Annotated in this window: 11 protein-coding genes and 1 tRNA gene; 7 read left to right on the plus strand and 5 right to left on the minus strand. The window is 68.3% G+C overall.

Features of this window, described 5'->3' with window-relative positions:
- Positions 1 to 244 precede the first annotated feature (244 nt).
- On the plus strand, positions 245 to 991 hold the full coding sequence (locus E1161_RS21970) for a TetR family transcriptional regulator (protein WP_132626295.1): 747 nt from the start codon (positions 245 to 247) through the stop codon (positions 989 to 991).
- Here E1161_RS21970 and E1161_RS21975 read toward each other — a convergent pair.
- Entirely contained in the window at positions 961 to 2,160 is a 1,200-nt protein-coding gene (locus tag E1161_RS21975) for an amino acid deaminase/aldolase (protein ID WP_235875217.1), read from the minus strand. The genes E1161_RS21970 and E1161_RS21975 overlap by 31 nt on opposite strands.
- 95 nt (positions 2,161 to 2,255) lie before the next feature.
- On the opposite strand from E1161_RS21975, the gene E1161_RS21980 reads away from it, so the two are divergent.
- Positions 2,256 to 3,590, plus strand: coding sequence for a D-arabinono-1,4-lactone oxidase (locus E1161_RS21980; RefSeq protein WP_132626297.1), 1,335 nt, complete (start codon positions 2,256 to 2,258; stop codon positions 3,588 to 3,590).
- On the opposite strand, the gene E1161_RS21985 is transcribed toward E1161_RS21980, so the two are convergent.
- The 4 genes from E1161_RS21985 to E1161_RS22000 all read right to left on the minus strand — a co-directional run bounded on the left by E1161_RS21985 (position 3,591) and on the right by E1161_RS22000 (position 6,759).
- Positions 3,591 to 4,247, minus strand: a complete 657-nt coding sequence (locus E1161_RS21985; RefSeq protein ID WP_132626299.1) for an SDR family oxidoreductase — start codon at positions 4,245 to 4,247, stop codon at positions 3,591 to 3,593. It abuts the gene before it with no gap.
- Positions 4,248 to 4,536: 289 nt separating this feature from the next.
- Positions 4,537 to 5,169, minus strand: coding sequence for a hypothetical protein (locus tag E1161_RS21990; RefSeq protein WP_132626351.1), 633 nt, complete (start codon positions 5,167 to 5,169; stop codon positions 4,537 to 4,539).
- Between the two features lie 354 nt (positions 5,170 to 5,523).
- Entirely contained in the window at positions 5,524 to 6,312 is a 789-nt protein-coding gene (locus E1161_RS21995) for an IclR family transcriptional regulator (protein WP_132626301.1), read from the minus strand.
- 364 nt (positions 6,313 to 6,676) lie between these two features.
- Positions 6,677 to 6,759: transfer RNA gene (locus E1161_RS22000), tRNA-Leu, on the minus strand.
- Between the two features lie 216 nt (positions 6,760 to 6,975).
- Here E1161_RS22000 and E1161_RS22005 point away from each other — a divergent pair.
- The 5 genes from E1161_RS22005 to E1161_RS22025 are packed head-to-tail and all read left to right on the plus strand — an operon-like array spanning position 6,976 to position 13,151.
- Positions 6,976 to 8,322, plus strand: coding sequence for an FhaA domain-containing protein (locus E1161_RS22005; RefSeq protein WP_132626303.1), 1,347 nt, complete (start codon positions 6,976 to 6,978; stop codon positions 8,320 to 8,322).
- Positions 8,323 to 8,369: 47 nt separating this feature from the next.
- Positions 8,370 to 8,831, plus strand: a complete 462-nt coding sequence (locus E1161_RS22010; RefSeq protein WP_132626305.1) for an FHA domain-containing protein FhaB/FipA — start codon at positions 8,370 to 8,372, stop codon at positions 8,829 to 8,831.
- Complete coding sequence (locus E1161_RS22015) at positions 8,828 to 10,276, plus strand: PP2C family serine/threonine-protein phosphatase (RefSeq protein ID WP_132626307.1); 1,449 nt, start codon at positions 8,828 to 8,830, stop codon at positions 10,274 to 10,276. Before E1161_RS22010 ends, E1161_RS22015 begins: the two co-directional genes overlap by 4 nt.
- A complete protein-coding gene (locus E1161_RS22020; RefSeq protein ID WP_132626309.1) occupies positions 10,276 to 11,700 on the plus strand; it encodes an FtsW/RodA/SpoVE family cell cycle protein in 1,425 nt (474 codons plus the stop codon). The genes E1161_RS22015 and E1161_RS22020 overlap by 1 nt, the downstream gene beginning before the upstream one ends.
- Positions 11,697 to 13,151, plus strand: coding sequence for a peptidoglycan D,D-transpeptidase FtsI family protein (locus E1161_RS22025; RefSeq protein WP_132626311.1), 1,455 nt, complete (start codon positions 11,697 to 11,699; stop codon positions 13,149 to 13,151). Before E1161_RS22020 ends, E1161_RS22025 begins: the two co-directional genes overlap by 4 nt.
- Positions 13,152 to 13,153: the final 2 nt, after the last annotated feature.

Here is a 13,153-nt window from a genome sequence, read left to right on the forward strand (position 1 = left end):
GCAGCCGTGCAGTAACCCACAATGACCTTTCTGTCACGGAGAATGACGACTCTCGTCACACTAGATAGCGACCCTCCGCGTTGACAACATGACTCAATGCATACCGGTTCCCTGTAACGCTCACGATCACCAGGCCGAATGGGGTTTTCATCCGCTTGGGATGTAACACTTGGCCCAGGTCAAGTGAACCCAACGAATTCACCCTTTCGCTTGACGAGGTCGGCGGCATGTCCCATACGCACGGATGTCGGCTCGGCAGCAGACTGGTCGGCACAACTCCAAAACACAGGGAGTCGCATTGCCTGCAGAAATAGCACCGCTGCGGCGCAAGCCCGTGCAGCAGCGGAGTGCCCAACGCGTGGAGAAGATGCTCGCCGCCACGGCGGGCCTCATCGACGAGGTGGGCTACGACGGATTAACAACCACCCTCATCGCGGAACGGGCCGGAGTCGCGGTCGGATCGCTGTACCAGTTCTTCCCGGACAAGCGCGCCGTCGTGCAGGAGCTGACGCTGCGCAACCTGGACCGCTTCGTGCGGACCGTGTCCAGCCGCTTCGAGCAGCTCGAACTCGCGCACTGGTGGGATGCCGTGGACGCGGTCTTCGACACCTACCTGACCATGCACCGCGAGGTCCCGGCGTTCAGCCGACTGCACTTCGGGGACGTGGTCGACCTGCGGCTGCTCGATCCGAGCAAGGACAACAACGCGGTCATCGCGGAGAAGTTGACCGGCCTGATCGCTGAGGAGTTCCAGCTCGACCCCGCCGACCTCGCCCTGCCGCTGACCGTGGCCGTCGAAGCGGCGGACGCCGTGCTGCACCTGGCGTTCCGGCGCGATCCCAACGGCGACCAAGCGATGTTGGCCGAGGCCAAGGACCTGGTCCGCGGGTACCTTTCCAACCGGATCACCCAAGGAGAACGGACGAGCTCGCCGGTGGTCGCGCAGACGATCATGACGAGTTATCCGAACGACTTGCCCTCCCCCCGGTAGGTCGGTGCCTCCTCGACGGCCGAGCTCCCCACGCTCTCCAGGCGGCCGTCGACCAGGTGGTACCGGTTGAAGCGCTCCGCCAGCTCACCGGCCTTGGCGTGCCGGAACCAGACCCGGTCCCCGATGCGCAGGCCGCGCGCCGGCGCACCGGTCACCGGCGTCTGCACCTCACCGGCACCCTCGGCCCCCAGCAGGCTCAGGCCGTTCGGCCAGTGCGGTGCCGGAACTCGGTCCGCGCCGGGCGGCCCTGATGCGATGTAGCCGCCGCCGAACAACGTCGCGATGCGCCTGGCCGGTCGGTGCACCACAGGCAGGGCGTAGAGCACGGCCGGGCGCGGCTGGAAAGCGCGGTAGGCGTCGAACAAGGTCGGGCCGATCAGCCCGGAGCCCGCCGCGACCTCGGTGATGATCCCGGCCTCCACCGCGGTCCGCTCCAGGCTGCCGGTGCCGCCGCCGTTGACGAACTGCAGATCCGCGACCTCGCGGACCTCGCGCACCACCGCCGCGCGTCGCTGCGCCAGCTCGGCGGCGGAGCGGCGCTGGATGCCGCGCAGCAGCGCCCCGCGCAGCGGTCTGCCGGGCGGGGCATCGCCGAGCCCTGCGATCTGGCCCTCGTAGGCCATCAACCCCACCAGCTCGAACCCCGCGCGCCGCTGGGCGGATTCGGCGAACCGCCGCACCTGCGCCGGGGTGTGCAGCGGGGACCGCCGGGTGCCGATGTGCACCCCGGGCACCGGCCGCCACGAGACGTCGACCTCGACGCACAGCCGGATGTGCGGTCGGTCGCGCCCGACCGCGACGTCGATGAGGTCCAGGTGATCGGTCGAGTCGACCACGACGCTGATCGCCGCTGCGGCGGACGGGTTCGCGGCGAGCTCCCGCAGCGCGAAGCGGTCCGCGGTCGGGTAGGCGACGAGGATGTCGTCGCTGATGCCTTCGCCGTGCAACCACAGGGCTTCGGCCAGGGAGTAGCACATCAGGCCCGAGTAGCCCTCGATCCGAAGCGCGCGGGCGATGAGCTCCCGGCACCGAACGGATTTCGTGGCGATCCGGATCGGCACACCGGCCGCGCGGTGCACCATGTCCTGGGCGTTGTGGTCGAAGGCTGCCAAGTCCACCGCTACGAACGGTGCCTCGATTCCGCTGGTGATCTCGTCGATCCGGCGCACGCCGACAACCGTATGCCGATGGGCCTTGTTATGTGAATCGGTTTCACATAACTTCAGCCCATCGCGCCGACCACCTCACCCATTGGAGGCCCGGCATGCAGCGTGCTCCGGCCACCGCACGTCCGTGGACCAACTGGGGCCGCACGACCACCGCGCACCCGGCGCGGGTCGTCGCCCCACGAGACACCACCGAAGCCGCCGAAGCGATCCGCGCCGCGACCCGGGTGGGCCTGCGGGTGCGGCCGATCGGTTCCGGGCACTCGTTCTCGGCCGTGGCCTCGCCGGAATCCGGTGTGGCGCTGGACCTCCGGCACTGGTCGGGGATCATCCACGCCGACCCGTCGACCGGCCTGGTCACCGCGCACGGCGGCACTCCGCTGCACGTGCTCAACGCCGAGCTCGACTCGCTGGGCCTGGCGATGGCCAACCTAGGCGACATCGACCAGCAGACCATCGCAGGCGCCATCTCCACCGGAACGCACGGCACCGGAGCGGGTCTCGGCGGTCTGGCCACGCAGGTGGAGGCGCTGGAACTGCTGCTCGCCGACGGTTCAGAGGTGCGCTGCTCTGCGACCGAGAACCCCGAGCTGTTCGCCGCAGGCAGGCTCGGCCTGGGCGCGCTCGGCGTGATCACCACCGTGACGCTGCGCTGCGTCCCCGCGTTCACGCTGGCTGCCGAGGAGCGTCCGGCGCCGCTGGAGGAAGTGATCGCCGACTTCCGCGGGCTCGCCGAGACCAACGACCACTTCGAGTTCCACTGGTTCCCCCACAGCCGCAACGCCATGGTCAAGCGCAACAACCGGCATCCGGGACCGCCGCGCCCGCTGCACCCCGTGCGGAACTTCCTGGAGTACGAGGTGTTGGAGAACCGCCTGTTCGGCGCGGTCTGCGGGATCGGGAAGGCGGTTCCCCGGCTGGTCCGGCCGCTGAACCGGTTCTGCGCCGCGACCTGGTCGGCCCGCAGCTACCAGGACCGCTCGTTCCGGGTGTTCACCACGCCGCGCCGGATCCGGTTCGTGGAGACCGAGTACGCGTTCCCCCGCGAGATCGTCCCGGACGTGGTGCGCGAACTGCGCGAGGTCGCCGGGCGGCTGGCCGACCCGGTGATGTTCCCGGTGGAGGTGCGGGTCGCCCGAGCCGACGACGTGTGGCTGTCCACCGCTCACGGCCGCGACACCGGCTACATCGCGGTGCACCAGTTCCTGGGGATGCCCTACCGGCACTTCTTCGACGCCTTCGAGGCGATCGCCCGGGACGCGGGCGGGCGACCGCACTGGGGGAAGATGCACCGCCTGGACGCGACGGCGTTGTCCGGCGTTTACCCCCGGTTCAACGAGTTTCGGCAGGTCCGCGCCTCGGTGGATCCGGGCGGGGTCTTCCACAACTCGTACCTCGACCGCGTCCTGGGGCCTGTGGATAACTCGAACTGATTACCCCGCCGCGGCACGCACCGCGTCGGTGATCGCAACGTCACCGCCGACGAGTTCCAACGCCCGTCCGGCTGTCCCCGGTTCGAGCAGCAGCGCCGCCAGAACGGCGGCCACGTCGCGGCGCGTGACCTCGTCCCGACCGACCTCCTCGGCCAACGCGACCCGGCCGGTCGGCTCGTCGTCGGTGAGCCGTCCCGGGCGCAGGATCGTCCACTGGAGATCGCGCCCCCGCAGGTCTTCCTCGGCCGCCCGCTTGGCGTCCAAGTAGGCCCCGAACACCGGGTCCACGTCGGGTGGGTTGGGGGTGCGGGTGCCCATCGAGCTCACCTGCACGAAACGTCGAATTCCGGCCTGTTGACAGGCATCCGCGAGCAGTGCGGAGGCTCCGCGGTCCACTGTGTCCTTGCGCGCAGCACCGCTTCCGGGACCCGCCCCCGCGAGGAACACGGCGGCGTCCACTCCGGACAACCGATCCGCCAGCTCGGCCGCTCCGGTGCTCTCCATATCGAGCACCAGGGGCTCGACGCCGTCGGCTTCGAGGTCGGCGGCGTGGTCGGGGTTGCGGATGATTCCCAGGACTTGATCGCCCCGTTCGGAGAGCAGTCGGCCGAGCGGCCGAGCGATCTTCCCGTGGGCCCCGGCGATGACGATGCGCATGTCCTCACGGTATGCCCGATGCCGCTGCTCGACCGTTCAAGCAGGGCTGTGGACAACTCTCGATTCCTGGGGACAACACACCTGTGGACCCACCTGTGGACAACTCCGCGAGAGGTCTCGAGCGGCGTCGGCGGACGGAGCCCGCCCACGCTGCGCGGTAGCGTGGTCCGGGCGGGCATCCGTCCGCTCCTCTCCCCCTCCAGCAGGCAACCCCCGCCCGCTGTTCTGGAAAGTGCAGTTCCAGTTGAAGCCCCCCGGGTCCAACTGGAACTGCGGCCCCCAGGGGCCTTCAGCTGCGCGACGGAGCTGGAGCTTCAGCCGACAGCAGTTGCTGGTAGACGACCTCGTTCACCCATCGCGAGACCGCGGTGTGCTCGACCGGCGGCGCGTCGTCGAGGCTGTGCCCCGGGAGCTCTTCGCGCACGTCATCACCGTCGGCGCTGAGCACCGCGATGCCGAACTGGCGGGCGCGGATCAGGCAGGTCTCGGCGAAGTCCGGCGCGACGGCCACGCTGCGCGGCACGACGATCGCCGCGTTGACGAATCGGGCGAACGGCACCGCGGCGGTCAGCGCGGTGCGCCAGTGGCGCGCCGGCGCGAGGACGCCGGTGATGCGGGCCGCGGGGGGTGGCACCCGGCCGTCCATCTCGGGCCAGACCCAGGTTGCGATCTCCGCGCGGTCCATGACCGGGCCGCTGGCGAAGACCAGGCGTTCGGCGTGGGCGTCGGGCACCAGTTCCGCGGTGGCGATGATCTGGCGTCCGAGCAACTTGACCGGCGGCAGCACGCTGCCGGTCCAGCCCATCGCGTCCACCGATCGCTGGGCGAGCCGACCCATGGAGGCGGCGTGCCCCAGCGGCGACCGGACCTGCGTGGTCGAGCAGGCTCGGAGCTCGTCTTCGGACCAGGCATGTCCCGGCATTGCGGTCACAGCTTTCCGCCTCCCTCGCGCTACGTGCACTCCGCGACTTCAACTTCCCCCGGCCACCGGTGCGGGGGCCATGTTGACTAAAACAGCTCCGAGGCGGTTCTGCGCTGCTCATCAGGGGTCGCTGCGATCGGCGGCGGGCAGCTGTCGGTGACCGGTCGACGAGTGACATGGGGGCTTCAGCCCCGCCATGCGGCCAAACAGGTGATTCCTACCCGACACCCGTACGACAACGCCTTCCGCCCATCATTCATGGCCTCGAAAATCCCCGTATGATATCTGCGCCGGTTACGCGACCTGCACAAATGTACAGTTGACAGATTATTCGACTAGTAAGCGGAAGATTATTCACCGCTGTAGCGCGTCGAGGTTGACCCGTTCGCCCTCAGCCAGCCGCTGTCGGATGCCCTCGGCCGCGGGCAGCAGCGAGCGGACGAGCCGGCTGACGTCGGCCCGAACGCTGTGGGCGACCACGCCGAGCGCCGCGACGACCGTTCCCGAGGTGTCGTGGACGGGCACGGCCACCGAGCAGTTCCCGAGCGTCATCTCCTCGTTGGCGGAGGCGTAGCCGCGCGTGCGCACGCCCTGGAGCTCGCGACCGAGCCGGCCGGGCTCGGTGATCGTGTAGGCGGTGTGCCGGGACAGCCCGGTCTCGCAGCAGGAGTGCAGAACGCTCGCGGGCGCGTGCGCGAGGAGGACCTTGCCGACCCCGGTCGCGTGCAGCGGCAGCCGCCCACCGGTCCTGGAGACGATGGGCACAGACGTGGGAGTCGTGAGCTTCTCCACGTACACGGCGTCGAGTTCGTCCCGGACCGCCAGGTGCACGTTGTCGTGAGTCGTTTCGCACAGCTCCTGCATGTAGGGCAGCGCGGCTTCGCGCAGCCGCCCGTTCACGGGGGCCAGCAATCCGATCTCCCACAACCGCAGGCCGATGACGTACCGGCCGTCGGGGTCGCGCTGCAGCGCACCCCAGAGCTCCAGCTCGCGCACCAGCCGGTGCGCGGTGGCCAGCGGGATGTCGGCCCGCTGCGCGATGGCCGTCAAGGTCAGCCGAGGGTGGTCCGCGTCGAAGGCGGTCAGCACGCTCAAAGCTCGAGCGGTCACCGACCGCCCAGGATCCCGACTGTTTCCCGCCACGAGGGCACCTCCGAGCCACAACCCCAGCCGGACTCCCCCACCCCAGCACACGAAGCACCCAACACCAAGAAAGATCACGAAGAGATTTCGCTCAACGCTGAACACCGCGAACACCCCCGAACCGACCAAGAACCAGCCCAGAAGGAGCGGACATGAGGAGGGGAAGAGCATGAGTGGGAGCAGGAGAACGCCCGAGACCGAAGGCCGAGCACAAGACTTCACGTGTGCAGGCCGAAGGAGAACCAAGGTGACAACCAGGGAGGACGAGCCCAGCGGCACCGTGGGGGCATGGGGGGTTCGACCCCCCAACATGACGACGAAGAAAGCCCTACCGGCTCATGCTTCGCCGGTAGGGCTTTCGGAGTGGGCGAGGAGGGAGTTGAACCCTCACGTCCTTTCGGACACACGGACCTGAACCGTGCGCGTCTGCCATTCCGCCACTCGCCCGTGGCACGATGAGAAGCTTAGCTTGCAGCCTTCCACCGCTGGGCACCGGGGTGAACTCTCGCTCTTCCCCGCTGCCCTGTTGGCGGAAAGAAGATTAGCACGGCCCTGAGAGGGGTCTGCGCAGGGGGGTCAGGAAGTTGGGAGCAGGGCGGTGTCGCGGGCCGTGGGCCCAGATACGATGGTCGGCAGAAGTCGTACGCGTGGAGGGATATTGCCGTGGGCCTCGTGCAGCGCTTTGAGCGCCGGATCGAAGGCATCGTCGGTAATGGCTTTGCGCGCGTGTTCGGCGGGAACGTAGTTCCGCAGGAAGTGGCCCAGGCCTTGCAGCGAGATGCTGAGCTGAAGGTCAGGGAGCTTGCCGGTGGCCGGTTGCTCGCTTGTAACCACTACGTTGTGCAATTGAGCCCGTCGGACCATGATCGGCTCACCGGCGATGAGGACCGGGTGACGGACCTCCTCGCCGACTGCGTTCAAGAGCACCTCACCGAGCAGGGGTGGGACACATATGGTGACGTCGTAGTCTCCCTGGAGCGCTCTGAAACGCTGCACACGGGACAGTTTCGAATCAGTTCGACCGTCGACCCCGATGTAACTCGACGGCCGACACAACCGCGTACCGCAGGAGACCGACCCATGAGCCAGCCACCAGGCCACTACCCCCAGGGAGATCCGTACAACCAGCAGGGGCAGTACGGCTACGACCAGGGATACGGCCAAGGCCAGGACCCCAACTACGGCTACGGTCAGCAGCCCGGCTACGGTCAGCAGCCCGGCTACGACCAGCAGGGTTACGGTCAGCAGCAGGGCTACGGTCAGCAGCCCGGCTACGACCAGCAGGGCGGGTACGGCCAGCCGCCGCAGCCCGGCTACGACCAGGGCTACGCACAGCAGCCCGGCTACGACCAGGGTTATGGGCAGCCGCCGCAGCAGCCCGGCTACGACCAGGGTTACGGCCAGCCGCCGCAGCAGCCCGGTTTCGACCAGGGTTATGGGCAGCCGCCGCAGCCCGGCTACGACCAGGGCTACGGGCAGCCGCCGCAGGGTTACGCACAGCAGCCCGGCTACGACCAGGGCTACGGGCAGCCCCAGCAGGGTTTCGACCAGGGCTACCCGCAGCAGCCCGGTTACGACCAGGGCTACGGCCAGCCGGGTGGTGCTTACCCGCAGAGCGCTCCGGGCGGTTTCCCGGACCAGGCCGGTTACGCCCAGCCCGGCGGCGGCTACCCGCAGAGCGCTCCGGGCGGTTACCCGGCTGGTGGTCCTCGTGGTCAGATGACCGCCACGCTGCACCTGGACGACGGTTCGAACCGCTCGTACACGCTGCAGCAGGGCTCGAACATCATCGGCCGCGGACAGGAAGGCCAGTTCCGCCTGCCCGACACGGGGGTCTCGCGCAAGCACATCGAGATCACCTGGGATGGTCAGAGCGCGATGCTGGCTGATCTCGGTTCGACGAACGGCACCACGGTGAATGGCACTCCGGTGCAGACTTGGCAGTTGGCAGATGGTGACGTGATCAGGGTCGGGCATTCGTCCCTGGTCTTCCGCGCCCAGCAGGGCTGAGCGCGGATCGCCGATCCCCCGAATACGAGTAGGAGCGTTCACAACAAGTGCCGGAGCTGGTTATTCAGCTGACCAGAGCAGGGTTTCTCGCCCTGCTCTGGTTGTTCGTGCTGGCTGCGCTTCGCGTGGTTCGTTCAGATCTCTACTCCGCGTCGGGGATGCGAGTCCCGATGCCAGGTGCGAGTCGGGCCCCGGGCAAAGCCCGGGGCAAGAGCAAGGCGCCCCGCCAGATGGTGGTGACGCACGGCGCTCTCGCCGGCACGCGCATTTCCCTGGACGGCCGGCCGATCCTGATCGGCCGAGCCGATGACTCCACGTTGGTGCTGGACGACGACTACGCGTCGACCCGGCACGCTCGGTTGTCGCTTCGCGGCTCCGATTGGTACGTGGAGGATCTAGGCTCCACTAACGGCACATACCTCGATCGGGCGAAGGTCACGGGGCCGACCAAGGTCCCGCTCGGCGTTCCGATCAGAATCGGCAAGACGGTGATCGAGCTGCGCTCATGACCCTCGTCCTTCACTACGCAGCCCGCAGCGACCGCGGCCTGGTGCGCTCCAACAACCAGGACTCGGTCTATGCCGGCCCACGACTACTCGCCCTCGCGGACGGCATGGGTGGACATGCCGCCGGTGAGGTCGCCAGCAAGGTCGTCATCGCGGCGTTGGCGCCGTTGGATGACGACGAGCCAGGTGACGACCTGCTCGGACAGCTCCGCGGTGCGGTGCTGGACGGCAACAGCGCGATCGCCGAGCTGGTGGCCAACGACCCGGAGCTCGACGGGATGGGCACCACCCTCACCGCTGTGCTGTTCGCAGGCAGCAAGCTGGGTCTGGTGCACATCGGTGACTCCCGCGCATACCTGGTCCGCGACGGCGAGCTGACCCAGATAACCCACGACGACACCTTCGTGCAGTCGCTGATCGACGAAGGCCGGATCACCGAGGAGGAGGCCGCCAACCACCCGCAGCGCTCGCTGCTGCTGCACGCGTTGACCGGCCACGAGGTGGAACCGAGCCTGGCGATCCGCGAAGCTCGGCCCGGCGATCGCTACCTGCTGTGCTCCGACGGCCTGACGGGCCCGGTGAGCACGGAGACGATGGCGGAAGCCCTGCGCATCCCGGATCCGCAGCAGTGCGCGGACCGGATGATCGAGCTGGCTCTCAAAGGTGGCGGTCCGGACAACGTGACCGTGATCATCGCCGACGTCGTCGACGTCGAGTTCGGCGACGACGCTCCCATAGTCGGGGGCGCGGCGGGAAATGGCGATGAGCATCCGCAACCCGATTCGTCGGCGGCTCGCGCTTCCGCGGTGACCATGCCGCGGCCGCAGCCGAAGCGTTTCGTGCCCACCTCACCTCCGGCGGAGAAGCCGCGCAAACGGCGCTGGCTCACCTCGCTGGTGGTGGCCTGCGGCGTGCTCATCGTGTTGGCGGCTGTCGCGCTGGTTGGGCGTTGGTGGGTGCTCAACCAGTACTACATCGGTGTGAACCGCGCCGATGAGGTCGTGATCTACCAGGGCGTTCAAGGATCCACGCTGGGCGTGGCGTTGAACTGGCAGGTCGAGACCTCCTGCCCGTCGGACTCCGCCAAGGATTGCCAGCCGATCAAGCTGGACGACCTCCAGGAAGCGCAGCGTCCCGACGTGCGCAACGGCATCACCGAGGTCAACGGCCTCACCGAGGCGCGGGAGGCGATGCGGCGGCTGCGGATGACCGCGCTGCTGCCGGAGTGCCAGACGCCCGAGCCCTCGGTGCCGACGGTGCCGCCCGTCCCGGGTGCCCCCGTCCCGGGTGCGCCGACACCGCCTCCTCCGGGTCAGCCGCAGGTGCAGCCCACGCCTGGTGCGCCGGTGCCTGGTCAGGCCATGCCACCGGAGTCCTCGGCGGCGGACGCCACGCCGCTGCAACCGGAGGAGCCGAAGCCTGGCGTGAACTGCCGGACGGTGAGTTGATGTCCGAACCGGCCGCTACGTCCGGAGCAGTCAACGGGGCCCCCCGAGTCAACACTCGGCGGGGCACCGAACTGTTCATGCTCGTTTTCTCCGCGATCATCGTGACCGCGGCGTTGATCGTGGTGGAGGTCTCGCAGGAGCAGACCCTCACCCGTGATCTGCTGTTCTACGGGATCGCGTTCCTGATCCTCTACGGCGCCGCGCACTTCGGCGTGCGCTACTTCGCGCCGTACGCCGACCCGTTGATCCTGCCGCTGGTCGCGTTGATCAACGGGCTCGGTCTGGTGATGCTGCACAGGCTGGACCTGGCCCCGGTCGTCGGGGCGCCGTACACGCCGAAGCAGATCCTCTACACCACGGCCGGCGTGGCGATGTTCATCCTCGTCCTGTGGTTGGTGAAGGATCACCGCACGCTCGCGCAGTACGGCTACACGTGCGGTTTCGTCGGGATCGCGCTGCTGGCGCTGCCCGGTGTGCTGCCGGCGAGCATCTCGGAGGCCAACGGCGCGAAGCTGTGGGTCAACCTGGGTTTCATCTCGATCCAGCCGAGCGAGTTCGCCAAGATCCTGCTGCTGATCTTCTTCGCCTCGTTCCTGGTGGGCAAGCGCGAGCTGTTCACCACAGCCGGCAAGCGGTTCCTCGGCGTGGACTGGCCGCGTCCGCGTGACCTGGGTCCCGTGCTGGTCGCCTGGGTCCTGTCCATCGGCATCGTGGTGCTGGAGAAGGACCTGGGCACCTCGCTGCTGTTCTTCGGCATCGTGCTGGTGATGATCTACATCGCCACCGAGCGCGCGGTGTGGGTCGGCCTCGGTCTGACCATGTTCGCGGCGGGCGCGATCATCGCCTTCAACCTGTTCTCGCACGTCCAGGTCCGGGTCAACACCTGGCTGGACCCGATGATGCGGGTGGCCGACGGCGATTCCGACCCCGGCTACCAGCTGCGCACCGGCCTGTTCGGCATGGCCCACGGCGGCATCCCGGGTTCGGGTCTGGGCAGCGGGATGCCGAACATCACACCGCTGTCGTTCAGCGACTTCATCATCCCGGCGCTGGGCGAGGAACTCGGCCTGATCGGGCTGATGTCGTTGCTGCTGGTCTACGTGCTGCTGATGATGCGCGGGCTGCGCAGCGCGCTGGCGGTGCGCGACTCCTTCGGCAAGCTGTTCGCCGGCGGTCTGTCGTTCACCATCGCGCTGCAGCTGTTCGTGGTCGCCGGTGGTTCGACGGGTCTGATCCCGATGACCGGTTTGACGGCGCCGTTCCTGGCGGCCGGTGGTTCGTCGATGCTCGCCAACTACGTGCTGATCGCGCTGCTGCTGCGGGTGTCCGACGCGGCCCGCCGTCCGCAGGCCCCGGCGAAGCCCAAGCCGAAGCAGGCGCCGATCGCGGAAGCACATACGGAACTGGTGGAGCGTCCCCGATGAACAAGCCGCTGCGCCGAGTGGCGCTGGCCATGATGGCGATGGTCCTGCTGCTGATGGGCAACATGACCTACGTCCAGGTCATCAAGGCCGACGAGTACCGCGAGGATGCCCGCAACACGCGCACCCAGCTGGAGGAGTTCTCCAGGGAGCGCGGTCAGATCATCGCGTCCGGTCAGTCGCTGGCCAGCTCTTCGCCGATCGAGCACGACCGCTACAAGTTCCAGCGGACCTACCCGAACGGCCCGCTGTACGCGCCGGTCACTGGGTTCTACTCGTTCTTCTACGGGTCGAACGGCATCGAGCGCGCCAACGACAAGATCCTCAACGGCACCGACGACAGCATGGCGTTCGGCCGGCTGTCGGACATGATCACCGGCAACACGCCGCGCGGCGGCAGCGTCGAGCTGACGATCAAGCCGGAGATGCAGCAGGTCGCCTACGACCAGCTCACGAAGAAGGGCTTCCAGGGTTCCGTGGTGGCGCTGAACCCGTCGACGGGCGAGGTCCTGGCGATGGTCAACGCGCCGTCCTACGACCCGAACAAGCTCACCGGCCCGGACAACAACCAGGTCGCCGAGCAGTGGAACGCGCTCAACGACGCCGAGGGCGACCCGATGGCCAACCGGGCGGTCTCCGAGATCTACCCGCCCGGCTCGACGTTCAAGCTGATCACCACGGCCGCTGCGCTGGAGAACGGGTACAACCCGAACAGCCAGGTGCAGGACGCCGCGTCGATCACGCTCCCGCAGTCGTCGACGCAGCTGCCCAACTACGGCGGCAAGAAGTGCTCGGGCAACACGCTGACCGACGCTCTGGCGCACTCCTGCAACACCGCGTTCGCCGAGATCGCGGGCAAGGTCGGTGCGGACAAGCTGCGGGAGACCGCGGCGTCCTTCGGCTTCGGCCAGGACCTGCGAATTCCGATGAGCGTGGCCAAGTCCGACCTGGGCCCGATGGCCGACGGCGCGTCGCTGTACCAGAGCGGCATCGGCCAGCGCGACGTGCGCGTCACGCCGATGCAGAACGCGATGATGGCCGCGACCATCGCCAACGGCGGCAAGGTGATGAAGCCGCAGCTGGTCAACTCCACGAAGGCTCCCGACATGGAGGAGCTCGACTCCCTCCGGCCCGAGGAGCTCGGCCAGGCGGTCACGCCCGAGATCGCGGGCAAGATCCGCGATATGATGATCAAGTCGGAGCAGAACACGAAGGGCTCCGGCAAGATCACCGGGATCGAGATCGCCTCGAAGACCGGTACCGCTCAGCACGGCGACCCCGGCGACCGGCCGCACGGCTGGTACGTCGCGTTCGCGCCGGCCGCCAACCCCACGATCGCCGTCGCGGTGATCGTGGAGAACGGCGGCGACGAGGGCGACGAGGCCACCGGTGGTTCGCTGGCAGCCCCCATCGGCCGGGAGGTCATCCGGGCCGGTTTGCGGGGAGGTGGCTGATC

The sequence above is a fragment of the Saccharopolyspora aridisoli genome (assembly GCF_004348445.1).
In the GTDB taxonomy this organism is placed as follows: Bacteria; Actinomycetota; Actinomycetes; order Mycobacteriales; family Pseudonocardiaceae; genus Saccharopolyspora; species Saccharopolyspora aridisoli.

What these genes read in the sequence shown, in the direction of transcription:
- E1161_RS21970 (WP_132626295.1), top strand. Translation starts at nt 245, where the DNA reads ATGTCGGCTCGGCAGCAGACTGGTCGGCACAACTCCAAAACACAGGGA.
- E1161_RS21980 (WP_132626297.1), top strand. Translation starts at nt 2,256, where the DNA reads ATGCAGCGTGCTCCGGCCACCGCACGTCCGTGGACCAACTGGGGCCGC.
- E1161_RS21985 (WP_132626299.1), bottom strand. Translation starts at nt 4,247, where the DNA reads ATGCGCATCGTCATCGCCGGGGCCCACGGGAAGATCGCTCGGCCGCTC.
- E1161_RS21990 (WP_132626351.1), bottom strand. Translation starts at nt 5,169, where the DNA reads ATGCCGGGACATGCCTGGTCCGAAGACGAGCTCCGAGCCTGCTCGACC.
- E1161_RS22015 (WP_132626307.1), top strand. Translation starts at nt 8,828, where the DNA reads ATGACCCTCGTCCTTCACTACGCAGCCCGCAGCGACCGCGGCCTGGTG.
- E1161_RS22020 (WP_132626309.1), top strand. Translation starts at nt 10,276, where the DNA reads ATGTCCGAACCGGCCGCTACGTCCGGAGCAGTCAACGGGGCCCCCCGA.
- E1161_RS22025 (WP_132626311.1), top strand. Translation starts at nt 11,697, where the DNA reads ATGAACAAGCCGCTGCGCCGAGTGGCGCTGGCCATGATGGCGATGGTC.